Source organism: Pseudomonas sp. GW823-FHT02C05, assembly GCF_058797595.1.
In genome coordinates this window covers 331073-354808 of sequence record NZ_JBXAJU010000004.1, presented here as the reverse complement: position 1 = coordinate 354808, position 23736 = coordinate 331073, and the positions used below count along the sequence as shown (strand labels likewise).

21 protein-coding genes are annotated in these 23736 nt (G+C 62.4%); 14 read left to right on the top strand and 7 right to left on the bottom strand.

The genetic code is table 11. From position 1 onward, the window contains the following. Positions 1 to 109: 109 nt before the first annotated feature. Positions 110 to 1486, bottom strand: a complete 1377-nt coding sequence (locus AC1RGE_RS23015) for a glutamine synthetase family protein (protein ID WP_011064103.1) — start codon at positions 1484 to 1486, stop codon at positions 110 to 112. A gap of 278 nt (positions 1487 to 1764) precedes the next feature. On the opposite strand from AC1RGE_RS23015, the gene AC1RGE_RS23010 reads away from it, so the two are divergent. From AC1RGE_RS23010 to AC1RGE_RS22975, 8 genes are all read left to right on the top strand, one after another. After that, entirely contained in the window at positions 1765 to 2547 is a 783-nt protein-coding gene (locus AC1RGE_RS23010) for a gamma-glutamyl-gamma-aminobutyrate hydrolase family protein (RefSeq protein ID WP_011064102.1), read from the top strand. Positions 2548 to 2585: 38 nt separating this feature from the next. After that, positions 2586 to 3944: a glutamine synthetase family protein gene (locus tag AC1RGE_RS23005; RefSeq protein WP_011064101.1), complete on the top strand. Its 1359-nt coding sequence runs from the start codon at positions 2586 to 2588 to the stop codon at positions 3942 to 3944. A gap of 56 nt (positions 3945 to 4000) precedes the next feature. Next, complete coding sequence (locus AC1RGE_RS23000) at positions 4001 to 5365, top strand: aspartate aminotransferase family protein (RefSeq protein ID WP_011064100.1); 1365 nt, start codon at positions 4001 to 4003, stop codon at positions 5363 to 5365. A 184-nt stretch (positions 5366 to 5549) separates the two neighbouring features. Next, a complete protein-coding gene (locus AC1RGE_RS22995) occupies positions 5550 to 6647 on the top strand; it encodes a polyamine ABC transporter substrate-binding protein (protein WP_026020018.1) in 1098 nt (365 codons plus the stop codon). 189 nt (positions 6648 to 6836) lie between these two features. Beyond that, positions 6837 to 7931 carry a polyamine ABC transporter substrate-binding protein gene (locus AC1RGE_RS22990; RefSeq protein ID WP_011064098.1) on the top strand — a complete coding sequence of 365 codons (1095 nt, stop codon included), beginning with the start codon at positions 6837 to 6839 and terminating at the stop codon, positions 7929 to 7931. A gap of 71 nt (positions 7932 to 8002) precedes the next feature. Beyond that, positions 8003 to 9145: an ABC transporter ATP-binding protein gene (locus AC1RGE_RS22985; RefSeq protein ID WP_041120308.1), complete on the top strand. Its 1143-nt coding sequence runs from the start codon at positions 8003 to 8005 to the stop codon at positions 9143 to 9145. Between the two features lie 35 nt (positions 9146 to 9180). After that, positions 9181 to 10062, top strand: coding sequence for an ABC transporter permease subunit (locus AC1RGE_RS22980; RefSeq protein ID WP_169892555.1), 882 nt, complete (start codon positions 9181 to 9183; stop codon positions 10060 to 10062). Then, positions 10059 to 10949, top strand: coding sequence for an ABC transporter permease subunit (locus AC1RGE_RS22975; protein ID WP_011064095.1), 891 nt, complete (start codon positions 10059 to 10061; stop codon positions 10947 to 10949). Before AC1RGE_RS22980 ends, AC1RGE_RS22975 begins: the two co-directional genes overlap by 4 nt. Before the next feature lie 148 nt (positions 10950 to 11097). Here AC1RGE_RS22975 and AC1RGE_RS22970 read toward each other — a convergent pair whose 3' ends face one another. Beyond that, positions 11098 to 11739: an HD domain-containing protein gene (locus tag AC1RGE_RS22970; RefSeq protein ID WP_011064094.1), complete on the bottom strand. Its 642-nt coding sequence runs from the start codon at positions 11737 to 11739 to the stop codon at positions 11098 to 11100. Positions 11740 to 11944: 205 nt separating this feature from the next. Here AC1RGE_RS22970 and AC1RGE_RS22965 point away from each other — a divergent pair, with 205 nt between their 5' ends. Beyond that, the gene (locus AC1RGE_RS22965; protein WP_492585085.1) at positions 11945 to 12913 is read left to right on the top strand and encodes a GlxA family transcriptional regulator; all 969 of its coding nucleotides are present in this window, start codon (positions 11945 to 11947) and stop codon (positions 12911 to 12913) included. Positions 12914 to 13003: 90 nt separating this feature from the next. Here the strand turns inward: AC1RGE_RS22965 and AC1RGE_RS22960 are convergent, their stop codons facing one another. Together AC1RGE_RS22960 and AC1RGE_RS22955 are read right to left on the bottom strand one after the other, a co-directional pair. Next, positions 13004 to 15424: a penicillin acylase family protein gene (locus tag AC1RGE_RS22960; protein WP_492585083.1), complete on the bottom strand. Its 2421-nt coding sequence runs from the start codon at positions 15422 to 15424 to the stop codon at positions 13004 to 13006. Positions 15425 to 15519: 95 nt separating this feature from the next. Then, complete coding sequence (locus AC1RGE_RS22955) at positions 15520 to 16107, bottom strand: DUF6436 domain-containing protein (RefSeq protein ID WP_019093425.1); 588 nt, start codon at positions 16105 to 16107, stop codon at positions 15520 to 15522. Positions 16108 to 16217: 110 nt separating this feature from the next. Here AC1RGE_RS22955 and bipL point away from each other — a divergent pair, with 110 nt between their 5' ends. Then, positions 16218 to 17156, top strand: coding sequence for a phospholipase BipL (bipL, locus tag AC1RGE_RS22950; protein WP_492585081.1), 939 nt, complete (start codon positions 16218 to 16220; stop codon positions 17154 to 17156). Between the two features lie 133 nt (positions 17157 to 17289). On the opposite strand, the gene AC1RGE_RS22945 is transcribed toward bipL, so the two are convergent. Further along, the gene (locus AC1RGE_RS22945; RefSeq protein ID WP_011064089.1) at positions 17290 to 18042 is read right to left on the bottom strand and encodes a DUF2059 domain-containing protein; all 753 of its coding nucleotides are present in this window, start codon (positions 18040 to 18042) and stop codon (positions 17290 to 17292) included. Positions 18043 to 18203: 161 nt separating this feature from the next. Between AC1RGE_RS22945 and AC1RGE_RS22940 the strand changes: the two genes are divergently transcribed. Both AC1RGE_RS22940 and AC1RGE_RS22935 read left to right on the top strand, forming a co-directional pair. Beyond that, positions 18204 to 18836: a 2OG-Fe(II) oxygenase gene (locus AC1RGE_RS22940; RefSeq protein ID WP_011064088.1), complete on the top strand. Its 633-nt coding sequence runs from the start codon at positions 18204 to 18206 to the stop codon at positions 18834 to 18836. Between the two features lie 2 nt (positions 18837 to 18838). Further along, positions 18839 to 19327, top strand: coding sequence for a 2-thiouracil desulfurase family protein (locus AC1RGE_RS22935; protein ID WP_011064087.1), 489 nt, complete (start codon positions 18839 to 18841; stop codon positions 19325 to 19327). Positions 19328 to 19476: 149 nt separating this feature from the next. On the opposite strand, the gene AC1RGE_RS22930 is transcribed toward AC1RGE_RS22935, so the two are convergent. Then, positions 19477 to 20262, bottom strand: a complete 786-nt coding sequence (locus AC1RGE_RS22930; RefSeq protein ID WP_011064086.1) for a transporter substrate-binding domain-containing protein — start codon at positions 20260 to 20262, stop codon at positions 19477 to 19479. Positions 20263 to 20394: 132 nt separating this feature from the next. Here AC1RGE_RS22930 and AC1RGE_RS22925 point away from each other — a divergent pair, with 132 nt between their 5' ends. Next, entirely contained in the window at positions 20395 to 20832 is a 438-nt protein-coding gene (locus AC1RGE_RS22925; RefSeq protein ID WP_011064085.1) for a DUF4399 domain-containing protein, read from the top strand. Positions 20833 to 20892: 60 nt separating this feature from the next. Here AC1RGE_RS22925 and serA read toward each other — a convergent pair whose 3' ends face one another. Continuing rightward, positions 20893 to 22122 (bottom strand): phosphoglycerate dehydrogenase, encoded by a 1230-nt coding sequence (gene serA / locus AC1RGE_RS22920; RefSeq protein WP_011064084.1) that lies wholly within the window; start codon positions 22120 to 22122, stop codon positions 20893 to 20895. 204 nt (positions 22123 to 22326) lie between these two features. On the opposite strand from serA, the gene AC1RGE_RS22915 reads away from it, so the two are divergent. Next, positions 22327 to 23721 (top strand): FAD-binding oxidoreductase, encoded by a 1395-nt coding sequence (locus tag AC1RGE_RS22915; RefSeq protein WP_019093428.1) that lies wholly within the window; start codon positions 22327 to 22329, stop codon positions 23719 to 23721. Positions 23722 to 23736: the final 15 nt, after the last annotated feature.

The following is a 23736-nucleotide window of genomic DNA, read 5'->3' as shown; positions in this document are numbered from 1 at the left end:
GCGAGTGGGCCGTTGTCCCTGTAGCCGCAGCCTGGGCGCATCCGAATCACGGGCATAAAAAAAACGCCGCCGGGATGAACCCGGCGGCGTTCTTCAATGCAGCTGGCGCTTACACGGTGTGCAGGTACCAGTTGTACTCGAGGTCGGAGATGGAGTGTTCGAACTCCTCCAGCTCACTTTCCTTGCAGGCGACGAAGATATCGATGTATTTCGGATCGATGTACTTGGCCATGACTTCGCTGTCGTCCAGCTCGCGCAGGGCATCACGCAGGTTGTTCGGCAGGCTCTGCTCGTTCTGCTCGTAGGAGTTGCCTTCGGTAGGCGCCCCCGGCTCGATCTTGTTGGTCAGGCCGTGGTGCACACCCGCCAGGACCGAAGCCATCAGCAGGTAGGGGTTGGCGTCGGCGCCGGCGACCCGGTGTTCGATGCGCACTGCATCGGCCGAGCCGGTGGGGACGCGAATGGCCACGGTACGGTTGTCCAGGCCCCAGCTCGGCGAGTTCGGCACATAGAACTGCGCGCCGAAACGGCGATAGGAGTTGACGTTCGGGCAGAGGAAGGCCATCTGCGCCGGTAGGGTCTCGAGCACACCGCCGATCGCGTGACGCAGTGCGGCGTTCTGCTCGGGATCCTCGCTGGCGAAGATGTTCTTGCCATCTTTGTCCAGAACCGAAATGTGAACGTGCAGACCATTGCCCGCCTGGCCCGGGTAAGGCTTGGCCATGAAGGTGGTGTCCATCTCATGGTCGTAGGCGATGTTCTTGATCAGGCGCTTGAGCAGGACCGCGTAGTCGCAGGCCTTGATCGGGTCGGCCACGTGGTGCAGGTTGACTTCGAATTGTGCCGGGGCACTTTCCTTGACGATGGCGTCGGCCGGGATGCCTTGTTCCTTGGCACCTTCCAGGATGTCCTGGAGGCAGTCGACGTATTCGTCGAGGTCGTCGATCAGGTAGACCTGGGTGGAGTGCGGGCGCTTGCCGGAAATCGGCGAGCGTGGTGGCTGTGGCCGGCCGTTCACGTTCTCCTGGTCGATCAGGTAGAACTCCAGCTCGAAAGCGGCGCAGATGGTCAGGCCCAGTTCGTCGAACTTGGTCACCACCTGGCGCAGGACTTCCCGTGGATCGGCAAAGAAGGGGTCGCCTTCGAGTTCGTGCATGGTCATCAGCAATTGCGCGGTAGGGCGCTTCTGCCAGGGCTCGTTGCACAGGGTATCGGGGATTGGATAGCAGATCCGGTCGGCGTCGCCGATGTCCAGACCCAGGCCGGTGCTTTCCACCGTAGAGCCATTGATATCCAGGGCAAACAGGGAGGCCGGCAGGTTGATGCCTTTCTCGTAAACCTTGTGGAGGCTGGTGCGTTCGATGCGCTTGCCGCGCACCACACCATTCATATCCGCAATCAGAAGGTCAACGTACAGAACCTCAGGATGTTCCTTAAGGAACGCGTTCGCTTCGTTGAGCTGAACGGCACGCGGGGGTACCGACATGATGCAACACCTTTGTTGTTAAAAATATCAATCATTGATCTTTTCTGGTTTCAGTCAACCCGAACGGCATGCCGAAGTCAAGTAAGGCCTTTTATGCCCTAATAAAGGGCTGGCAAGGCTCTTTTGGGGCAAAACAGGGCGTTTTTTGGGGCTCGGCCGCCTTGGGTACCGCAGGCTTGAGCGGGCCGTGTTGTATTTTTTACGGGGGTGTTGTGTAAAAAAATGAACAAGGCTAAGCTCGAATCAAACCCATAACAGCAATAATACCGGGGTGTTTCATGTCTCGCCTGCCGTTAATCGGCGTCACCGCCTGCTCCAGGCAGATCGGTCTGCATGCTTATCACATCAGTGGCGACGAGTATGTCCACGCAGTAGCCAGCGCAGCCCAGGGCGTGCCGGTGATTATCCCGTCCATGGCGGAACTGCTTTCCCCGTCCGATATTCTGGACGGTCTGGACGGCATTCTCTTTACCGGCTCTCCCTCCAATATCGAACCTTTCCATTACCAGGGTCCTGCCAGCGCGCCGGGCACTGCTCATGATTCTGCACGGGATGCCGCGACCCTGCCGCTGCTGAGCGCCGCCGTCGCAAGTGGCGTTCCGGTGCTGGGCATCTGCCGCGGCTTCCAGGAAATGAACGTGGCCCTGGGCGGCAGCCTGCATCAGAACGTGCAGCAGGTGCAGCCTTTCATGGACCACCGGCACGCCGAACAGCCCGGCCAGCCCCTGGACGCCTGGTACGCGCCCGCCCATGACCTGCATATCAAGGCCGGTGGTGTTCTGGCGGGGCTGGGCCTGCCGGAGCGGATTCAAGTCAACTCGATCCATGCCCAGGGCGTCGAGCGTCTGGCCCCGGGGCTGCGGGTCGAGGCGCTGGCTCCCGACGGGTTGGTAGAGGCGGTCTCGGTAGAAGCCAGCAAGGCTTTTGCACTGGGGGTGCAATGGCACCCCGAATGGCAGGTAAGCTGCAACCCTCACTACCTGGCCATCTTCCAGGCTTTTGGTGATGCCTGCCGCAAGCGGGCAAGACAACGCGACGCCGAAGCGTCACACAAGGCCTGACTTAATAGAGAGTCAGGAAACTCAGCCTAGAGGCATTTATGAGTAACAACCTCGACCAGCTCACCGATTGGTTGAAAGACCACAAGATCACAGAAGTCGAATGCATGATCGGCGATTTGACCGGGATCACCCGGGGCAAGATCTCGCCGACCAACAAGTTCATTGCCGAAAAAGGCATGCGCCTGCCCGAGAGCGTGCTACTGCAGACCGTGACCGGCGACTATGTCGAAGACGACATCTATTACGAACTGCTGGACCCGGCCGACATCGACATGGTCTGCCGCCCGGACCAGAACGCGGTGTACCTTGTGCCCTGGGCCATCGAGCCTACTGCCCAGGTGATCCATGACACCTACGACAAGCAGGGCAACCCCATCGAGCTGTCGCCGCGCAACGTCCTGAAGAAGGTCCTGAAACTCTACGCCGACCACGGCTGGCAGCCCATCGTGGCGCCGGAAATGGAGTTCTACCTGACCAAGCGCAGCGACGATCCGGACTACCCGTTGCAGCCGCCGATCGGCCGCTCCGGCCGCCCGGAGACCGGGCGCCAGTCGTTCTCCATTGAAGCTGCGAACGAATTCGACCCGCTGTTCGAAGACGTCTATGACTGGTGCGAACTGCAGGAGCTGGACCTGGACACGCTGATCCACGAGGACGGCACGGCGCAGATGGAGATCAACTTCCGTCACGGCGATGCCCTGTCCCTGGCCGACCAGATCCTGGTGTTCAAGCGCACCATGCGCGAAGCCGCGCTCAAGCACGACGTGGCCGCCACCTTCATGGCCAAGCCCATGACCGGCGAGCCCGGCAGCGCCATGCACCTGCACCAGAGCATCATCGACATCAACACCGGCAAGAACGTCTTCTCCAATGAAGACGGGACCATGAGCCAGCTGTTCCTCAACCACATCGGTGGTTTGCAGAAGTTCATTCCCGAGCTGCTGCCGCTGTTCGCCCCCAACGTCAACTCGTTCCGTCGTTTCCTGCCCGATACCTCGGCGCCGGTGAACGTCGAGTGGGGCGAAGAGAACCGCACCGTGGGCCTGCGGGTGCCGGATGCCGGGCCACAGAACCGTCGCGTGGAAAACCGCCTGCCGGGCGCCGACGCCAACCCGTACCTGGCCATCGCCGCCAGCCTGCTGTGTGGCTACATCGGCATGGTCGAAGGCCACAACCCGAGCGCGCCCGTGGTGGGCCGTGGCTACGAGCGCCGCAACCTGCGCCTGCCACTGACCATCGAAGACGCGCTGGAGCGTATGGAAAACAGCAAGACCATCGAGAAGTACCTGGGCCAGAAGTTCATCACCGGCTATGTCGCGGTGAAGCGGGCCGAGCACGAAAACTTCAAGCGCGTGATCAGTTCGTGGGAGCGGGAGTTCCTGTTGTTCGCCGTCTGATCCGCCGGGCGCCACTGCCCGCCAGTGGCGCCTTCACTGACACTAAGGAGAGATTGATGACTCATAAAAACCCGCAAACCCGCGAGTGGCAAACCCTCAGCAGTGATCACCACCTGGCACCGTTCAGTGACTTCAAGCAACTGAAGGAAAAGGGCCCGCGGATCATCACCCATGCCAAGGGTGTGTACCTCTGGGACAGTGAAGGCAATCAGATTCTCGACGGCATGGCCGGCCTGTGGTGCGTAGCCATCGGCTATGGCCGTGACGAACTGGCGGAAGCCGCCAGCAAGCAAATGCGCGAACTGCCCTATTACAACCTGTTCTTCCAGACCGCCCACCCACCGGTGCTGGAGCTGTCCAAGGCGATCGCCGATATCGCGCCAGAAGGCATGAACCACGTGTTCTTCACCGGTTCCGGCTCCGAAGGCAACGACACCATGCTGCGCATGGTCCGCCACTACTGGGCGATCAAGGGCCAGCCGAACAAGAAAACCATCATCAGCCGGGTCAATGGCTACCACGGTTCCACTGTGGCCGGTGCCAGCCTCGGCGGCATGACCTACATGCACGAGCAGGGCGACTTGCCGATCCCGGGTATCGTCCACATCCCGCAGCCTTACTGGTTCGCCGAAGGCGGCGACATGAGCCCCGAAGAGTTCGGTATCTGGGCCGCCAACCAGCTCGAAGAGAAGATCCTCGAACTGGGCGTGGACAATGTCGGGGCCTTTATCGCCGAACCGATCCAGGGCGCCGGTGGCGTGATTGTGCCGCCGGACAGCTACTGGCCGCGGATCAAGGAAATCCTTGCCAAGTACGACATCCTGTTCGTTGCCGATGAAGTGATCTGTGGCTTCGGGCGCACCGGTGAGTGGTTCGGTAGCGATTTCTACGACCTCAAGCCGGACATGATGACCATCGCCAAGGGCCTGACCTCCGGCTACATCCCCATGGGTGGGCTGATCGTGCGCGACGAAGTGGTGGCGGTGCTCAACGAGGGCGGCGACTTCAACCACGGTTTCACCTATTCCGGGCACCCGGTGGCCGCTGCCGTGGCCCTGGAAAACATCCGCATCATGCGCGAAGAGAAAATTATCCAGCGCGCCCATGAAAAAGCGGCACCGTATTTGCAGAAACGTCTGCGCGAGTTGAGCGACCACCCGCTGGTGGGCGAGGTTCGCGGGGTAGGGCTGCTGGGGGCCATCGAACTGGTCAAGGACAAGGCCACCCGGGCGCGTTACGAAGGCCGAGGCGTGGGCATGATCTGCCGGCAGTTCTGCTTCGACAACGGCCTGATCATGCGCGCGGTGGGTGACACCATGATCATTGCGCCGCCCCTGGTGATCAGCGAGGCGGAGATCGACGAGCTGGTGGCCAAGGCGCGCAAGTGTCTGGACCTGACCTTGAGTGTGCTCGAGGGCTGAGTGCTAGGCTTTGAGCGCGGTGCTTGCGGGCACTGCGTTCAAAGCAGATGTAAAAGCCTGGTCTTTTCTTGAAAGCCGGCCTTGGATCTTGCCAGACTACCCGCCGTTTTGGTTGCCCGGATATTGGCCGCTGAGCGAGTGGTTAAAAAGAATAATTGGAGCATTACGCATGAAGGCATTAGGTATGAAGTTAGCTGGCAAGACCCTCCTCGCCATGTCCCTGATGGGCGTGATGGCGGCGGCGGCACAAGCGGACGATAAAGTGCTGCACGTTTACAACTGGTCCGATTACATCGCGCCGGACACTATCAAGAAGTTTGAAGCCGAGTCGGGCATCAAGGTTGTCTACGACGTGTTCGACAGCAATGAAACCCTGGAAGCCAAGTTGCTCGCCGGCAAGTCCGGTTATGACGTTGTGGTGCCTTCCAACAACTTCCTGGCCAAGCAGATCAAGGCCGGTGTCTACCAGGAACTGGACCGCTCCAAGTTGCCGAACTGGAAGAACCTCAACGAATCGCTGCTCAAGGCGGTTTCGGTGAGCGACCCGGGCAACAAGCATGCCTTCCCTTACATGTGGGGCTCGATCGGTATCGGCTTCAACGCCGAGAAGGTCAAGGCCGCGCTGGGTGCCGATGCACCGACCAACTCCTGGGACCTGCTGTTCAAGCCTGAGAACGCTGAGAAGCTGAAGGCCTGCGGCGTCAGCTTCCTCGATTCGCCAACCGAGATGATTCCGGTGGCGCTGCACTACCTGGGCTACCCGACCGACAGCCAGGACAAGAAGCAACTGGCTGAAGCCGAAGCGCTGTTCCTCAAGATCCGTCCTTCGATCGCCTACTTCCACTCCTCCAAGTACATCTCCGACCTGGCCAATGGCAACATCTGCGTCGCCGTGGGTTACTCGGGCGACATCTACCAGGCCAAGGCTCGTGCCGCCGAAGCCGGTGACAAGGTCAAGGTCAGCTACAACATCCCCAAAGAGGGTGCTGGCAGCTTCTATGACATGGTGGCCATCCCCAAAGACGCGGAAAACGTCGAAGGCGCCTACAAGTTCATGACCTTCCTGCAAAAGCCTGAAGTCATGGCCGAAATCACCAACGCCGTGCGTTTCCCCAACGGTAACGCGGCTGCAACCCCATTGGTCGATAAAGACATCACCAGCGACCCGGGCGTCTACCCGCCAGCTGAGGTGCAGGCCAAGCTGTACGCGATCGCCGACCTGCCGGCCGCGACCCAGCGCATCCTGACCCGCAGCTGGACCAAGATCAAATCCGGCAAATAAGCCGATTTGCAGCACTCCCTGTTGCCGTCGTCGTGGCGAGGGCGGCAACAGGAAACAATTAAATGACAGAAAGTTTTGCTGGATTGGTTTATCGAGGGTAAGTTGCGCGCCGGTTTTGTTGCTGGGCAGCTTGGAGGCTGTCAGGTAGCGCGGGGCAACTTGGGCCCAACTATTTAAGAGGACCTCCACTTGCCTATTTCTTTATTTCGCAAAGCCATGCTGGCCGCCGCCGGCCTGACGCTGATGGCTGGCGTCCAGGCTGCACCGACCGTGCATATTTATAACTGGTCCGATTACATCGGTCAGAACACCCTGGCCGAGTTTGAAAAGGCCACCGGTATCAAGCCGGTGTATGACGTATTCGATTCCAATGAAACCCTGGAAGGCAAGTTGCTGGCCGGCCGTACCGGTTATGACGTGGTCGTGCCGTCCAACCACTTCCTGGGCAAGCAGATCAAGGCCGGGGCTTTCCAGAAGCTCGACAAGAGGCTGCTGACCCACTATTCGAACCTTGACCCGGTACTGCTCAAGCGTCTGGAAATGAACGATCCGGGCAACCAGTACGCGGTGCCGTACCTGTGGGGTACCAACGGCATCGGCTACAACGTCGACAAGGTCAAGGCCGCCCTGGGCGTGGACAAGATCGATTCCTGGAGCGTGCTGTTCGAGCCGGAGAACATCAAGAAGCTCAACAGCTGCGGCGTGGCCTTCCTCGACTCCGCCGACGAGATGATGCCCACGGTCCTCAACTACCTGGGCCTGAACGCCAACAGCACCAACCCCCAGGACTACAAGAAGGCTGAGGCCACGTTGCTGGCAGTGCGTCCTTACGTGACCTACTTCCATTCGTCCAAGTACATCTCGGACCTGGCCAACGGCAATATCTGCGTGGCCATCGGGTTTTCCGGCGATGTGTTCCAGGCCAAGGCCCGGGCCGCCGATGCCGGCAAGGGTGTGAACATCGCCTATGCGATTCCGAAGGAGGGCGGTGCCCTGTGGTTCGACATGCTGGCGATCCCCAAGGATTCGACCAACGTCAAGCAGGCCCACGCCTTCATCAACTATTTGCTGCAACCTGAAGTGATCGCTCAGGTCAGTGACTATGTCGGTTATGCCAACCCCAACCCCGGGTCGGACAAGCTGATGGAGCAGTCCATCCGCACCGACGAAGCGGTCTACCCACCGCAGGAAGTGCTCGACAAGACCTACGTGTCCACCGAGTTGCCACCCAATATCCAACGCTTGATGACCCGCAGCTGGACCAAGGTCAAGACGGGTAAATAGTTCCACAGGCTCAAACTATCCAAGGTCCGCCCGCATGGGGCGGGCTGCAAATTTTGTTGGGAGTTTCGCAAATGGCAGTTGCCTCCGGCGCCTATAAGAAAGCCCTCGAGGGCGACCAGACACCTAAGCAGGTGCTGGTCAAAATCGACCGGGTCACGAAGAAGTTCGACGAGACGGTTGCCGTGGACGATGTGTCCCTGGAAATCAAGAAGGGCGAGATTTTCGCCCTGCTCGGCGGTTCGGGTTCAGGCAAGTCCACCTTGCTGCGGATGCTGGCCGGTTTCGAACGGCCAACGGAGGGGCGAATCTTCCTCGATGGTGTAGACATCACCGACATGCCGCCCTACGAGCGGCCGATCAACATGATGTTCCAGTCCTACGCCTTGTTCCCCCACATGACCGTGGCCCAGAACATCGCCTTCGGCCTCAAGCAGGACAAGATCCCTGCCGCCGAGATCGACGCCCGGGTGGCAGAGATGCTCAAGCTGGTGCAGATGAGCCAGTACGCCAAGCGCAAGCCGCACCAGCTCTCCGGTGGCCAGCGCCAGCGCGTGGCCCTGGCCCGTTCCCTGGCCAAGCGTCCCAAGCTGCTCTTGCTGGACGAGCCCATGGGCGCCCTGGACAAGAAGCTGCGCTCGCAGATGCAACTGGAGCTGGTGGAGATCATCGAGCGCGTGGGCGTGACCTGCGTAATGGTGACCCACGACCAGGAAGAGGCCATGACCATGGCCGAACGCATCGCCATCATGCACCTGGGCTGGATCGCCCAGATCGGCAGCCCGATCGACATCTACGAGACCCCGGTCAGCCGCCTGGTCTGCGAATTCATCGGCAACGTCAACATCTTCGAGGGTGAAGTGGTGGACGATGCCGAGGGTCACGCCCTGATCACCTGCAAGGACCTGGACCGCAGCATCTATGTCGGCCACGGCATCAGCACTTCGGTGCAGGACAAATCGGTGACCTACGCGATCCGCCCGGAAAAGCTCCTGGTGACTGCCGAGATGCCGACCTGCGAGTACAACTGGTCCAGCGGCAAGGTCCACGACATTGCCTACCTGGGCGGCCACTCGGTGTTCTACGTCGAGCTGCCGAGCGGCAAACTGGTGCAATCCTTCGTCGCCAACGCCGAGCGCCGTGGTGCGCGGCCGACCTGGGGTGACCAGGTCTACGTCTGGTGGGAAGACGACAGCGGCGTGGTACTGCGCTCATGAACATGCGAAAGCTCAAGCGCCGACTCAATCGAATAATTCCCGGTGGCCGTCAGCTGGTCATCGGGGTTCCGTTCATCTGGCTGTTCCTGTTCTTCATGCTGCCGTTCTTCATCGTCCTGAAGATCAGCTTCGCCGAAGCGGACGTGGCCATTCCGCCGTACACCGAGATCTACAGCTACGTCGACCAGAAGCTGCAGTTGCTGCTGAACCTGGGCAACTACGCGATGCTCGGCGACGACGAACTCTATATCGCCGCCTACCTCGGCTCGCTGAAGATGGCGTTCTTCAGCACCATCCTCTGCCTGCTGATCGGCTACCCGATGGCCTACGCCATCGCCAGTGCCCGCAAGGAATTGCAGACGGTGCTGGTGCTGCTGATCATGATGCCGACCTGGACCGCGATCCTGATCCGCGTCTATGCCTGGATGGGCATCCTCAGCAACAACGGCCTGCTCAATGGCTTCCTGATGTCCATGGGCTGGATCAACGAGCCGCTGCAGATCCTCAACACCAACATCGCGGTGTATATCGGGGTGGTCTATTCCTACCTGCCGTTCATGATCCTGCCGCTGTACGCGAACCTGGTGAAACACGACACCAGCCTGCTGGAGGCCGCGGCCGACCTGGGTTCGAGTACCTTCAACAGCTTCTGGAAAATCACCGTGCCGCTGTCCAAGAACGGCATCATCGCCGGCTGCATGCTGGTGTTCATCCCGGTGGTGGGTGAGTTCGTGATTCCGGAACTGCTGGGCGGTCCGGAAACCCTGATGATCGGCAAGGTGCTGTGGCAAGAGTTCTTCAACAACCGTGACTGGCCGGTGGCATCCGCCCTGGCGGTGGTGATGCTGGCGATCCTGATTGTGCCGATCATCCTGTTCAACCGCAGTCAGGCCAAGGAAATGGAGGGCAAGGAATGAAGCGCTTCAGTTTCTCCAGCCTGATGCTGGTGCTCGGCCTGTTGTTCATCTACCTGCCGATGCTGATCCTGGTGATCTACTCGTTCAACGCCTCCAAGCTGGTGACGGTGTGGGGCGGCTGGTCAATCAAGTGGTACATCGGCCTGCTGGATAACCAGCAACTGATGGGCTCGGTGATGCGCTCCCTGGAAATCGCCTGCTACACCGCTGTAGCGGCGGTGGCACTGGGCACCCTGGCGGCGTTCGTGCTGACCCGGATCACCCGCTTCAAGGGCCGTACCCTGTTCGGTGGCCTGGTCACCGCGCCGCTGGTGATGCCGGAAGTGATCACCGGTCTTTCCTTGCTGCTGCTGTTCGTGGCCATGGCCCAGGCGGTCGGCTGGCCTCAGGAGCGCGGCATCGTCACCATCTGGATCGCCCACACCACGTTCTGCGCCGCCTATGTGGCAGTGGTGGTGTCGGCTCGCCTGCGTGAGTTGGACCTGTCCATCGAAGAGGCGGCCATGGACCTGGGCGCGCGGCCGTGGAAGGTGTTCTTCCTGATCACCATCCCGATGATCGCGCCTTCGCTGGCGGCGGGCGGCATGATGTCCTTCGCCCTGTCCCTGGATGACCTGGTACTGGCCAGCTTCGTTTCCGGCCCGGGTTCCACCACCTTGCCGATGGAAGTGTTCTCGGCGGTGCGCCTGGGGGTGAAGCCTGAGATCAACGCCGTGGCCAGCCTGATCCTGCTGGCGGTGTCCCTGGTGACCTTCCTGGTCTGGTTCTTCAGCCGGCGCGCCGAAGAAGCCCGCAAGCGGGCGATCCAGCAGGCCATCGAGGAAAGCGCCGCCGATTCCTGGAAACAGCCGGACGTGCGTCGGGCCCAGGCGCCGGAAACCGCCTGACTTGCGGTTGTGTCATCAAAAAACCTCGCCCCGGTTTCCGGGAGCGAGGTTTTTTATTGGCCCTTGCCGGGGCAAGCGTCCTTCAGAAGGGGATTGGGCTTGCGGGTCTCTTCGCTGGCCAGCCAGCTCCTGCAACGCTGGTGGTGGGTCAGGATTGCCAGGGTGAACGGCGAATCACCTCGACGAAATTCAACGCCTTGAACCCTGGCTGCTGGTCGGCCAGGACGTCGGTCTTGACGTTGCCGAAGGTGGTTTGCGGGCGATGGCGCAGGCCGTCGGCGAAGGCGCAGATGATGCATTCCTTGAAGCCTTCACCGCGCGGGTGGGCGTGGACCACGGCTTCACGCTGGGCCGCGGGGAACGCGGCGTAGTCGATGCCCAGCACATCCATCTCGACCCCGGCGGTGACCAGGGCCACGGTAGGGCGCAGGTGCTGGGGGATGCCTGGGGTGGTGTGCAAGGCGATGGACAGCCAGACCTGCTCGATATCGTCGGCGCTGAGGCCGTAGGGCTGGAGAAAGTCGCGTGCGGCGTTGGCGCCGTCGACTTCGAAGCGCTGGTCGGCGCTGCGCAGGCCCTCCACCAACCCCAGGTCGTGGAACATGGCGCCGACGTAGAGCAACTGCGGGTCGTAAGCCAGCTGCCGGCGTTCGCCGCTCAGGGCGCCGAACAGGAACACCCGGCGCGAGTGGTGATAAAGCAGGTCGGATTCGACATCGCGGATGTACTCGGTGGTGGCCCGGGCCAAGGCGCTGTCGGGTATCCGGATCCCGGCGATGGTGGAGCTCATGGGGCGTTCCTCGTGGCGGGCGCCGTGCTGGCGCTGGAGCCTTCAGTCTGTTACCGGCCCTTTCGGCCCACAATCGCACCGGGGCTGCGATCCCGGCCAACCTGCGTGCATTTCCTGCCAGTGCTATGTTCCCCCGAGCTTTGCTTGCGACAATTGCCCGCCGCTCGGGGTTGCCGGGCGCGGGTCATAGAGGGCTGTTTGCACCATGGGTAGAAGCGTTGCCGTGCTGGTTTTTCCGGGTGTCCAGGCTCTCGATGTCACCGGGCCCATGGATGTGTTTTGCGAAGCCAACCGGTTTCTGCCGGCCGAGGATCATTACCGCTTGCGGGTGATTGGCGTCGAGGCTGGGGCGCAGGCCTGTTCCAATGGCCTGCTGTTGCAGGCCCATTGTTCCTTCACCCAGGCCCTGGAGCCCTTTGACCTGTTGCTGGTGGCGGGCGGCCCACAGGTGCCTGGCAGCCAGTTCAGCCCGGCCTTCTACGCCTGGCTGCGCGAGGCCTGCGCCCGGGCCAAGGGCTTCGGCTCGATCTGCAACGGCGCGTTCATCCTGGCCCGGGCCGGGTTGCTGGAAGGGCGCACGGTGACCACCCACTGGAGCGATGCACCGGCGCTAGCTGAGCTGTGCCCGGGCACCCGGGTCGAGGCTGATCGACTGTACGTCCAGGACGGCAGGCTGTTCACTTCGGCGGGGGTCACCGCCGGCATCGACCTGTCGCTGTACCTGCTGGCCCAGGATCATGGTGCGGGGGTGGCCCTGAGCGTGGCCAAGCGTCTGGTGGTGTTCACCCAGCGCACGGGGGGGCAGTCGCAGTTCAGCCCGTTTCTGCTGCCCCAGGCCGAGACCACCTCCACCGTGGCTCGGGTCCAGCAGCATGTGCAGGACCGGTTGCAGGCGGACCTGAGCATTGCCGAGCTGGCCCGGGCGGTGAACATGAGCCCGCGCAATTTTGCCCGAGTGTTCGTTCGAGAAGCGGGGGTGACTCCGGCGGAATTTGTCGAAGGCGCGCGGATGGATGCGGCGCGGGGGATGCTCGAACGCAGCGCGGCGCCGCTCAAGGCCGTGGCCTACGCCTGCGGTTTTCGCGATGCCCAGCACATGCGCAGCGTGTTCAACCGGCGCCTGGGGCTGACCCCGCAACAGTTCCGCCTGAACTTCAGCACCGTACCCTTGTAGGAGCCGGCTTGCCGGCGAAGGCGTCCTTCAGCGGAGTGCAGGGCTTGCGGGCCTCTTCGCTGGCCAGCTCGCTTCTACACCCGCCGCTGGTCAAGGCGCGGGGACCCGGGGGCGTGCCGGCAGCAGCTTCAGGGTGCTGCGGGTGTTGGCGGTGACTTCCTCGTCGCTGAAGTGCGCCTGCTGGTAGACCCCTTCGATATAGGCTTCGGCCTGATCGTCGTAATGCTTGTCGAACAGCACGCCACTCTGGCCCAGCGGGTTGATGGTCAGGCTGTGGGCCGGGTCGGCGAAGTCGATGATGCGCCGGGTCGAGGGCCCGTAGACCACTGACCAGGGCGCCGGGCCGATCTTGGCGGTGAGGTTGTTCGGCACCTCGTGGCTACCGGGGGCGTCCAGGGGGCCGACGTTGAACAGCCGGTCCAGGGGCTTCTGCATGCCCAGCGGGTGGCCGTGGGTCAGCGTGTGGGCCTGGCCCCAGCGCCATTGCGCCGGGTTGGCGCCCAGGGTCAGGCGCAGGTGGTCGATACTGGCGCGCCAGGCCAGCTTGACCGTGTCGGCGCGGCTTTCGCGCTGGGGCGTGGTGCGGTTGTCCCACCAGGGCGAGTCGGGGTCCGCCGCCAGCCGGGGCAGGGCGGCGTCCACCACCCGGGCCTGGATCAGGGCGTCGAAATAGGCGTCGCCGAGTTTTTCATGGAAAGTGGCATCGGCCAGGTTGAACAGGAACTGGTTGAACAGCGTCGCGCTGGTGGATTCCAGAGGATAGTCGCCCTGCCATTTCGCCAGTTGCTCCACCAACTTCAGTTCCTCGGGGTCGCTGACCACTTCACGCAACACCGGCAACAGCGGCGCCAGCAGGCGCGGCCCGTAGGCGGTGGTGGTGCCCAACTGCAGTTTCTGGGTGTTCTCCAGGTCCCATTTCTGGCTCTTGTCGCTGAGCTGCCGATCCAGTTGCTGACCACGGTCGGCCAGGTTGTAGTAGCCGGGGATCTCCATGCCGGTGGGGGATACCGGCTGGAAGTTGGCCGAGACGATATAGCCCCGGGCCGGGTTCTCTTCCTGGGGGTTGGCGCTGAAGGGGTAGAAGCCTTCCTTGTCCGCCAGGCTGGTGCTGCCATCGAGGATGAAGGCCGGCTTGGCCCCCGCCGGGCGCTTGGGCAGGAGCGCCGCCGCCCACCAGCCGATGTCGCCCTTGGCGTTGGCCCAGACGATGTTCAGGCCCGGTGCATGGACCTTGGCGGCCGCAGCGCGGACCTTGGCCAGGGTGTCTGCGCGGTTGAGCTGGTAGAAGCCGTCGAGGATCGGGTTCGGGGTTTCCAGGAAACCCCACCACATGGCGATCGGCGCCTTGCCCACGGCGGTGCCGAGCATGTCGTTGATGATCGGGCCGTGGGGCGACTGGCGCAGGGTCAGGGTCACCGGGGCCTGGCCCTTGACGGCGATCTGCTGCTCGCTGGTGATCAGGTCCACCCACTTGTCGTGGAACCAGACCTGATTGGGGTTCTCCGGGTTGACCTTTTCGGCGATCAGGTCGAGGTCATCGTTCTGGAACATGGTCAGGCTCCAGCCGAAGTCCAGGTTGTGGCCGAGGAAGGCGAAGGGCACCAGCGCCTGGTGATGACCGTAGAGTTCAAAGCCAGGGGCCGAGAGCTGGGCCTCGTACCACACCGACGGCAGCGAGTAGCGGATATGCGGGTCGCCGGCCAGCAGCGCGCGGCCGCTCTTGGTCCGCGAGCCGGAAACCACCCAGGCATTGCTGCCCTCGAATTGCGGCAGCCCGGCTTCTTCCAGGGCTTGCTGGCTCAGGCGGGCGATTCGGCCCAGGCCCTGCCAGTCGACGGCGGCCAGTGGCGCTGAAGGTGGGGTCTTGCCCTTGGCCAGCACGCCCTTGGGCTGCCAGTCGAGGTCGAACACCTTCAGGTAGTCATTGCCCAGCTCGTCGCGGATGTAGGTCAGCAGCGGCTCGGTGCGAAAGGCCATGGCAAAGCTGTAGGCCATGAAACCGGCGACGCTGACGGTGTCTTCTGCGGTGAAAGGCCGCTTGCGGATACCCAGGACGTCGAACTCGATGGGGCTGGCGTGGCTGTCCTGATACTGGTTGATGCCGTCCAGATAGGCTTCCAGGGCCTTCCAGGCGGGTGACTGATGGTCGAGCCCGGCGATATAGCTGTCGGCCCGTTCGCGAATCCGCAGGCTGCGGAACAGTTTGTCGGTGTCCACCAGCTTGGGCCCCAGCACCTCTGCCAGCTCGCCCCGGGACAGGCGCCGCAGCACTTCCATCTGGAACAGCCGGTCCTGGGCGTGCACGTAGCCCAGGGCGCGGTACAGGTCGGCTTCGTTTTCGGCGCGAATGTGCGGCACCCCGCGTTCGTCGTAACGCACGGTGACCGAGCCTTGCAGGCCATTGAGCTCGACCTGGCCCTGACGCGTCGGCTGCTTGCTGTACAGGTAGCCGGCAAGCCCTGCCAGCAGGGCGAGGATCAGTACGGCGACGACGGTCAGGCTGCGTTTCATGCGGGCTCCTTGCTGTTGTTGTATTCAATGCCGCCTTGTGAGAGCTGCAGAGATTTAGCACAAGTCAGGGGCCCCGCGCAGGAGGCAGTCCTTGATTAGTCGCGAATGCCTTGTTCGGCCGGCCAGGGGCAGTAGCAGCCGATGGCCAGGGTGTGGGTGGCGCTGACCGGGCGATTGTCCTCAAGGGCCTGGAGGATGGGCTCGATGAAGCTGTTGCTGGAATTGCAGGTCAGGCCTTCGCTGTAGGGGCCGAAGTAGGCCAGCTTGCCGTTGCGGTCCCAGATCGCCACTGCCGGGCTGGCAGGGATCTGTTCCGCTCCGGGCAGGCTGTCGAGGTGCTTCAGGCGGCTCAGGGTGGCGGGTAGCTGGCCGTGGCTGCCGGGCTTCTGTACGGCATAGAACTCTACGCCCCGCGGGCCATAGGTTTCGATCAGCTCGGCCAGGTGCTGCTGGTTACCGACATTGCAGGGGCAGGCCGGGTCCCAGAAATGCACCAGGCGGATCGCCCCGGGGCCGGCCAGTTCGGCGGGCAGTTGCAACGGGTCGCCGGAGAACATCGCGGTGTGCTCGCTGAACGCCCGCAGATAGCGGCCCTGGAACCATTCGTAGGCGTTCCACAGCACCACGGCGCAGATCAGGACGAGCAGGCTGGCAAGCAGGGGCGTGCGGTAAGACTGGCGCATTAAGATCGGTCCTCGAAGGTCGCGTAGCTTGCCATGCTTGCCGCGACAGATGAATATCGCAGGCCCAGAAAGCCCGTTTTGTCGCCGGTACCCCCGCTTTGGAACTCTCTATGCCCGCCACTTTCGACCCCGACCACCTGCGTGCCAGCCTGCAACCTCTGGTCGCCGGGCAGCCTTTGTCGGTGGAGGGGCAGGCCTATCAGCGCTTCTATGGGCTGGATTTCGCCGGGCGGGCGCTGGTGCCGCGCAGCCGCATGGGGCGTTTCCAGGTGGACGGCTACGACGTGGTGAGCCAGGTCTGGTGGCCGGAGCAGCCACGGGCCACGCTGTTTCTGTTCCACGGCTTCTATGACCACATGGGCTTGTACCGGCATGTGATCGAGTGGGCGCTGCAACGGCGTTTCGTGGTGATTTCCTGCGACCTGCCCGGGCACGGTCTTTCCAGTGGCGAGCGGGCCAGTATCGATGATTTCGCGGTGTACCAGCGGGTGCTGCAAGGCCTGTTCGCCGAGGCCCGGTCTCTGGAGCTCCCCGAGCCCTGGCACCTGTTCGGGCAAAGCACCGGCGGCGCGATCATCATGGACCACCTGCTCAACCAGGGCGCCGAGAGCCCGGCCCAGGGGCAGGTGATGCTGCTCTCGCCTCTGGTGCGGCCGCGGGCCTGGGGCTGGTCGATGCTCAGTTATTACGCGCTGCGGCCCTTCGTCACCGGCATTGCCCGGCGCTTCAGCGAAAACTCCAACGACCCGGATTTCCTCGCGTTCCTGCAGGTCGACCCGTTGCAGCCGCAACGCTTGCCGACGGCCTGGGTGGGAGCGCTGTCGCGCTGGATCAAGCGCCTGGAGGCGGCGCCCCGCAGTTCCAGGCAGCCGTTGATCGTTCAGGGGGATGCGGACATGACCGTGGACTGGCAGCACAATCTGCAGGTGATTCGCGGCAAGTTCGCCGCGCCCGAGCTGTTGATGCTGCCCGATGCGCGGCACCACCTGGCCAATGAAATCCCGTTGTATCGCGATCAGTACTTCGCCTTTCTGACCCAGCACCTTTAGAGATTGGTGCAGCCGCTGCCGCAGGCTGCGAACGGCCCTAAGGGACGCAAGACCCCAGGCTACTGCAGGCTCGTCAGGCGAGTGCCATGCAAGGGCCTGCGGGCTCGGCAGCGGTCACAGGCGAGTTGCCGGGTCAGGGGGCGAGGCTGGAAGTGCTCTGGCCGACCGCCAGGCCGGCGCGAATCGCCGCCAGGGCGGCCTGGTAGTAGGCCTTGCCTTCGCTGGATTCGGCGAAGGTGGCGAACTCTTCCAGCTCCGTGTCGGACAGATCCCGATAGACGTACAGCAAGGTGTTGTTCAGGTCGTTGCCGATCTGCTGCATCAGCCGCTGGCGCTGGCCGTTGAGCATGCCCTGGGCCTGGCCGCCCCCCAGCAGGCCGGGAATCATCTGGCTCAGGCTGTCGGCGGCGACACCGGCAATCGCCAGGCTCACCTCTGCGCCCGCTTCCCGGGCCGGCAGGGCCTGGGCCAGGTGGCCGATGATCAATTGGCGGTTGTCGCTGGCCTGCATCTTCGGCAGGCCCTGGGCGTTCTTGGCCAGCTGGTCGCGGCGTGTCGCCAGCAGTTCGGCGGCGACGATCTTGCGGCCCAGGGGCGACTGGAAGAAGGCCAGGGCCGGTGCGGGGTCCGCCAGGTTCTGCCGCAGTTGGGCCTCGGCGCGACGGTCCACGGCCTGGGGTGCGAAGCGCTGGTTGCTGTTGTCCACCAGGGCTTGATAGACCGCCGGCGGCAGGCTGCTCTGGTAGCGCTGCTGGGCGGCGCTGAGGGCATCGTTGAAATGCGCGCGCTGTTGCGCCCAACCGGCGACCTGGTACAACTGGTCGTGGCTGTCTGCCCAGGCAGGCAAGGCGCAGAAGATCAACAGTGAGAAAAGCAAACGGCGCATAAGGACTCCTGTCAGCAGGCGACTATTCTCCGGGGCAAGAGGGTGGTTGTCGAGAATTCGTATCAGCATCCCTCGGCAAACCGATGATGTGTAAGCCCATTGAAAAAAATGCTTCATCCTCCGCTCTGCGGCTCTGTCAGATTTTTCTGAGGCTGGATACTATGCGCGCCATGCAAATACCCTCTGATCATCCGCTGTTGTTGAACATTGTCGACGACCTGGCCGCCTGTGGCTGGTCGCAGCAAAATGTCTTCCTGTCCGAGGCTCTGACCCTCGAACTGGCGGCTGAGTGCCGTAAACGTGCGGCTGAAGGTGAACTGGCGCCGGCGGCGGTAGGACGCGGGCCGGCCCAGGAGATCCGCGAGGGTATTCGCGGCGACCATATCCAGTGGCTCGAACCCGGTCAGGCCCAGGCCTGCGATAGCTACCTGGAACTGATGGACAGCCTGCGCGAGGCTCTGAACCGAGGCCTGTTCCTGGGGCTTGAAGATTTCGAATGCCATTTCGCGATGTACCCGCCGGGAGCCTTCTACAAGCGCCACGTGGATCGCTTTCGCGATGACGACCGGCGCATGGTCTCGGCGGTGGTCTACCTCAATGAGGAGTGGCTGCCCGAGCAGGGCGGGCAATTGCGCATGTACCTCAATGACCGGGGGCAATACGATGTAGTCCCTGTCGGGGGGCGGCTGGTGGTGTTTCTTTCCGGCGAAGTCCCCCATGAAGTCATGCCTGCGACCCGGGAACGCTTGTCCCTGACCGGCTGGTTCCGGCGCCGTGGTAACGAGCCGTTCTGAATATGCACAAGATCCTGGTCAGCCGCTGCCTGTTGGGCCACCGCGTACGCTACGACGGCGGTGCCAGCGGCCCGTTCGATCAACTGGCCGCCTGGCAGCAAGAGGGACGAGTGGTTGCCTTGTGTCCGGAGGTTGCTGGGGGTTTGCCCACGCCACGGGCGCCGGCGGAGATCCCCGGCGGGCAGGGTGTCGATGTGCTCGAGGGGCGGGCACCGGTGATGACCTGCGAAGGTGAAGATGTCAGCGCCCAGTTCCTGGCTGGCGCCCGCCAGGCCCTGGAACTGGTGGAAAAGCACCGGATCCGCGTTGCCGTGCTCAAGGCCCACAGCCCATCCTGCGGCAACCTGCTGACCTATGACGGCAGCTTCAGCGGGGTCAAGGTTTCGGGGGAGGGCGTCACCGCCGCGTTGCTCAAGCAGCACGGGGTGCAAGTCTTCAGCGAGCTGCAACTGCCCGAGGCCGCCAGCGCCCTGGCCGCATTGTCCTCGTAGCCGCTGCCGAGTTTTAGCGAGGCTGCGAAAAGGCCCTAAGGGCCTTGCTTGACGATTTCCCGCCGACCTCTAGCAGCCATGAAGCCCCTGCGTCCCTTCGGGCCGTTCGCAGGCTGCGGCTACAGGTCAATCCAGGCAGCTTGTGTCGTTTACTGCCCGGCTTCGGCCTTCGGCGGTTTGCTCGCGTCCATGCCGAACCATTTCTCCGACAGGGCCATCAGGCGCCCGTCGGCCTTGATCCGCTGCAAGGCGCTGTCCAGGCTCGCGCGAAACGCCGGGTTACCTTTCTGGAAGGGGATCGCCAGGCTCAGGGTCGGTCCGACCTTGGCGCCTTCTTTCACCGGCAGGCGGCTGTCGCGAATGGCGTAGGGAATCAGCAGGCGATCGCTGATGGCAGCGTCGATCTGCTTGTCCGCCACGTCCTTGATCGGCTGCTGGGCATCGGCGTAGCTGCGCAGGTTGATCCCTTCCACAGTCCGCGCCTGATCGACGAACTGGCTGCCCTGGGCCACCCCCAGCGCCTGGCCGCGCAGGGCCTGCAGGGAAAACAGCGGACGCTGCTCTTCCTTGCGCACAATCAACTGCGCACTGGAATAGCTGTAGGGTTCGCTGAAATCGAAACGATCCTTGAGTTCCGGGGTCATTGCTATGTGGTTGATCGCCACGTCGAACTTGCCGCTTTCCACTCCCGGGAGCAGTTCGGCGGCCTCGGTCACCACGAAGTCCGCGCGTACGTCCAGTTCACTGGCCAGCAGTTGCCCCAACTCCACCTCGAAACCGGTGAGTTTGCCGTCGTCCTTGAAATTGAAGGGCGGTGTATCGGCTTCCAGGGCGATGCGCAGCTCGCCGCGGTCATTGATATCGTCCATCAGTTCGGCTTGAGCGCAAGTACTCGCAAGGGGCAGCAAAAGTAACAGGCCAGGCAGGAAACGCATGGTCACTCCTTGAATTTATATGAGCGATGCGCCGTTCAGGCTCGCTTTGCTAAGGTGTTGAGTGCCTTCGACAACGAATTGCCACGAAGTTGTCATAACCGTAAAAGATTTGCGGAAAAACTGGAGAAGATAATGAAAATTTTTATGTCGCGTGCTGCTTTGGCCGGTCTGTTGCTGGGAACCTCGATGCTGGCCGGTGCAGCGGAAATTCCGCGTACCGAGGCACCTGCCGGCGCCAAGGTGACTATCGTTTCCCCGGCCGACGGGGCCACCGTGGACAAGACCTTCAAGGTCAAGTTCGGCGTTGAAGGCATCGCCCTGGCTCCGGCGGGCGATCAGACCGCCAACACCGGCCACCATCACCTGCTGATCGATGTCGATCAGTTGCCTGCCGAGAACCTGCCGATCCCGATGGACGCCAACCACCTGCACTTCGGCAAGGCCCAGACCGAAACCGAAGTGACCCTGACCCCCGGCAAGCACACCCTGCAACTGGAACTGGGGGACAAGAACCACGTGCCTTTCAACCCAGTGATCGTTTCCAAGAAAATCACAGTAACAGTGAAATAATCGTAAACACGATAAAAAAGGGAGCCCAGAGGGCTCCCTTTTTTGTGCCGCGGTCGAGGCTTAGAACAGCACGCGGCAACGGATGGTGCCGTTGATGTGCTGCAGCTTCTCTTGCGCCAGGTCCGAGTACTCGGCGTCGACGTCGATCACCACGTAGCCGACCTTCTCGTTGGTCTGCAGGAACTGACCGGAGATGTTGATGCCGTTTTCGGCGAAGACCTTGTTGATCTCGCTCATCACGCCCGGAATGTTCTCGTGGATGTGCAGCAGACGGTGCTTGCCCGGGTGGGCCGGCAGCGCCACTTCAGGGAAGTTGACCGAGGACACCGAGGTACCGTTGTCGCTGTACTTGACCAGCTTTTCTGCCACTTCCAGGCCGATGTTGGCCTGGGCTTCAGCGGTGGAACCGCCGATGTGCGGGGTCAGGATCACGTTGTCCAGGCCGCGCAGCGGGCTTTCGAACTCTTCGTCGTTGGAGCGCGGCTCCACCGGGAATACGTCGATGGCCGCGCCGATCAGGTGCTTGTCCTTGATCGCGTCCGCCAGGGCGTCCAGCTCGACCACGGTGCCGCGGGCGGCGTTGATCAGGATGCCGCCCTTCTTGATGGCGCGGATTTCCTTCTCGCCGATCATCCACTGGGTGGCCGCGGTTTCCGGCACGTGCAGGGTGACGATGTCGGACATGCCCAGCAGTTCGTGCAGGTTGCCCACCTGGGTGGCGTTGCCCAGTGGCAGCTTGGTCACGGTGTCGTAGAAAAACACCTGCATCCCTAAGCCTTCGGCCAGGACCGACAACTGCGTACCAATGGAGCCGTAGCCGACGATACCCAGCTTCTTGCCACGGATTTCGAAGGAGTTGGCCGCGCTCTTGATCCAGCCGCCACGGTGGCAGGAAGCGTTTTTCTCGGGGATGCCACGCAGCAGCAGGATGGCCTCGGCCAGCACCAGCTCGGCAACCGAACGGGTGTTGGAGTAAGGCGCGTTGAACACCGCGATGCCGCGCTCGCGAGCGGCGGACAGGTCAACCTGGTTGGTGCCGATGCAGAAGCAGCCCACTGCGACCAGTTTCTTCGCGTGGTCGAAGATCTCTTCGGTCAGTTGAGTGCGGGAGCGAATGCCGATGAAGTGTGCATCGGCGATCTTTTCCTTGAGCTGGGCTTCCGGCAGAGAACCGGTGAGGTACTCGATGCTGGTGTAGCCGGCGGCCTTGAGGACGTCGACAGCGGATTGGTGGACGCCTTCGAGGAGAAGGAACTTGATCTTGCTCTTATCGAGAGAAGTCTTGCTCATCTGCGTAAACCTGTGTCCCGGAGAAAAATGGCAGGGAAGTGGACAGCTTGAGCTGACCTGGGCGGCACTGGGCCGACACCGCAGAAAGGCCCATGGGCACTCTCCTGCGGGGGCGGTATGCTAGCATACGCGCCCCGCTAAACACTCATTCCTGCGACGTGAAGCGTTCTCAGGATGACCATGAATTGTTCGAGAGTTCTGTCGATGACCAATCCTGCCCTGATTGATGAGCTGAAGACCCTGGTTGAGCCTGGCAAGGTGCTGACCGACGCTGACTCCCTGAATGCTTACGGCAAGGATTGGACCAAGCATTTCGCCCCGGCCCCGACAGCCATTGTGTTTCCGAAAACCATCGAGCAGGTCCAGGCCATTGTGCGCTGGGCCAATCAGCACAAGGTTGCGCTGGTGCCTTCGGGCGGTCGCACCGGGCTTTCGGCGGCAGCGGTGGCAGCCAACGGCGAGGTGGTGGTGTCCTTCGACTATATGAACCAGATCCTCGACCTGAACCTGACCGACCGCACCGCAGTGTGCCAGCCGGGCGTGGTCACCGAGCAGTTGCAGAACCTGGCGCAAGAAAACGGCCTGTACTACCCGGTGGATTTCGCTTCTGCAGGTTCCAGCCAGATTGGCGGCAATATCGGTACCAATGCCGGCGGAATCAAGGTGATTCGCTACGGCATGACCCGCAATTGGGTGGCTGGCATGAAGGTGGTCACCGGCAAGGGCGACCTGCTGGAGCTGAACAAGGACCTGATCAAGAACGCCACCGGCTATGACTTGCGCCAGCTGTTCATCGGCGCCGAGGGCACCCTGGGCTTCGTGGTCGAGGCCACCATGCGCCTGGACCGGGCCCCGAAGAACCTCACGGCGATGGTCCTGGGCACCCCTGATTTCGACTCGATCATGCCCGTGTTGCACGCCTTCCAGGGCAAGCTGGATCTGACGGCCTTCGAGTTCTTCTCCGACAAGGCCCTGGCCAAGGTCCTGGCCCGTGGCGACGTACCGGCACCGTTCGAGTCCGACTGCCCGTTCTATGCGCTGCTGGAGTTCGAAGCCACCACCGAGGAAGTGGCCAACCACGCCCTGGAAACCTTCGAGCACTGTGTCGAGCAGGGCTGGGTGCTGGACGGCGTGATGAGCCAGAGCGAAACCCAGTTGCACAACCTGTGGAAGCTGCGCGAATACATTTCCGAGACCATTTCCCACTGGACGCCGTACAAGAACGACATTTCGGTCACTGTGTCGAAAGTCCCGGCCTTCCTTCAGGAAATCGACGCCATCGTCGGCAAGCACTACCCGGACTTCGAAATCGTCTGGTTCGGCCACATCGGCGACGGCAACCTGCACCTGAACATCCTCAAGCCGGACAACCTGAGCAAGGACGAGTTCTTTGCCAAGTGCGCGACGGTCAACAAGTGGGTGTTCGAGACGGTCGAGAAGTACAACGGCTCGATTTCCGCGGAACACGGCGTGGGCATGACCAAGCGTGATTACCTGACCTACAGCCGCTCGCCGGTGGAGATCGAGTACATGAAGGCGGTCAAGGCCGCGTTCGACCCGAACGGCATCATGAACCCGGGCAAGATCTTCGCGATCTGAGGCCGGGTAGTGTCC

Excerpts from the sequence above, each read along its gene's own strand:
- AC1RGE_RS23015 (WP_011064103.1), bottom strand. The coding sequence starts at position 1,486 with ATGTCGGTACCCCCGCGTGCCGTTCAGCTCAACGAAGCGAACGCGTTC.
- AC1RGE_RS23010 (WP_011064102.1), top strand. The coding sequence starts at position 1,765 with ATGTCTCGCCTGCCGTTAATCGGCGTCACCGCCTGCTCCAGGCAGATC.
- AC1RGE_RS23005 (WP_011064101.1), top strand. The coding sequence starts at position 2,586 with ATGAGTAACAACCTCGACCAGCTCACCGATTGGTTGAAAGACCACAAG.
- AC1RGE_RS23000 (WP_011064100.1), top strand. The coding sequence starts at position 4,001 with ATGACTCATAAAAACCCGCAAACCCGCGAGTGGCAAACCCTCAGCAGT.
- AC1RGE_RS22995 (WP_026020018.1), top strand. The coding sequence starts at position 5,550 with ATGAAGTTAGCTGGCAAGACCCTCCTCGCCATGTCCCTGATGGGCGTG.
- AC1RGE_RS22985 (WP_041120308.1), top strand. The coding sequence starts at position 8,003 with ATGGCAGTTGCCTCCGGCGCCTATAAGAAAGCCCTCGAGGGCGACCAG.
- AC1RGE_RS22975 (WP_011064095.1), top strand. The coding sequence starts at position 10,059 with ATGAAGCGCTTCAGTTTCTCCAGCCTGATGCTGGTGCTCGGCCTGTTG.
- AC1RGE_RS22970 (WP_011064094.1), bottom strand. The coding sequence starts at position 11,739 with ATGAGCTCCACCATCGCCGGGATCCGGATACCCGACAGCGCCTTGGCC.
- AC1RGE_RS22965 (WP_492585085.1), top strand. The coding sequence starts at position 11,945 with ATGGGTAGAAGCGTTGCCGTGCTGGTTTTTCCGGGTGTCCAGGCTCTC.
- AC1RGE_RS22960 (WP_492585083.1), bottom strand. The coding sequence starts at position 15,424 with ATGAAACGCAGCCTGACCGTCGTCGCCGTACTGATCCTCGCCCTGCTG.
- AC1RGE_RS22955 (WP_019093425.1), bottom strand. The coding sequence starts at position 16,107 with ATGCGCCAGTCTTACCGCACGCCCCTGCTTGCCAGCCTGCTCGTCCTG.
- bipL (WP_492585081.1), top strand. The coding sequence starts at position 16,218 with ATGCCCGCCACTTTCGACCCCGACCACCTGCGTGCCAGCCTGCAACCT.
- AC1RGE_RS22945 (WP_011064089.1), bottom strand. The coding sequence starts at position 18,042 with ATGCGCCGTTTGCTTTTCTCACTGTTGATCTTCTGCGCCTTGCCTGCC.
- AC1RGE_RS22940 (WP_011064088.1), top strand. The coding sequence starts at position 18,204 with ATGCGCGCCATGCAAATACCCTCTGATCATCCGCTGTTGTTGAACATT.
- AC1RGE_RS22935 (WP_011064087.1), top strand. The coding sequence starts at position 18,839 with ATGCACAAGATCCTGGTCAGCCGCTGCCTGTTGGGCCACCGCGTACGC.
- AC1RGE_RS22930 (WP_011064086.1), bottom strand. The coding sequence starts at position 20,262 with ATGCGTTTCCTGCCTGGCCTGTTACTTTTGCTGCCCCTTGCGAGTACT.
- AC1RGE_RS22925 (WP_011064085.1), top strand. The coding sequence starts at position 20,395 with ATGAAAATTTTTATGTCGCGTGCTGCTTTGGCCGGTCTGTTGCTGGGA.
- serA (WP_011064084.1), bottom strand. The coding sequence starts at position 22,122 with ATGAGCAAGACTTCTCTCGATAAGAGCAAGATCAAGTTCCTTCTCCTC.
- AC1RGE_RS22915 (WP_019093428.1), top strand. The coding sequence starts at position 22,327 with ATGACCAATCCTGCCCTGATTGATGAGCTGAAGACCCTGGTTGAGCCT.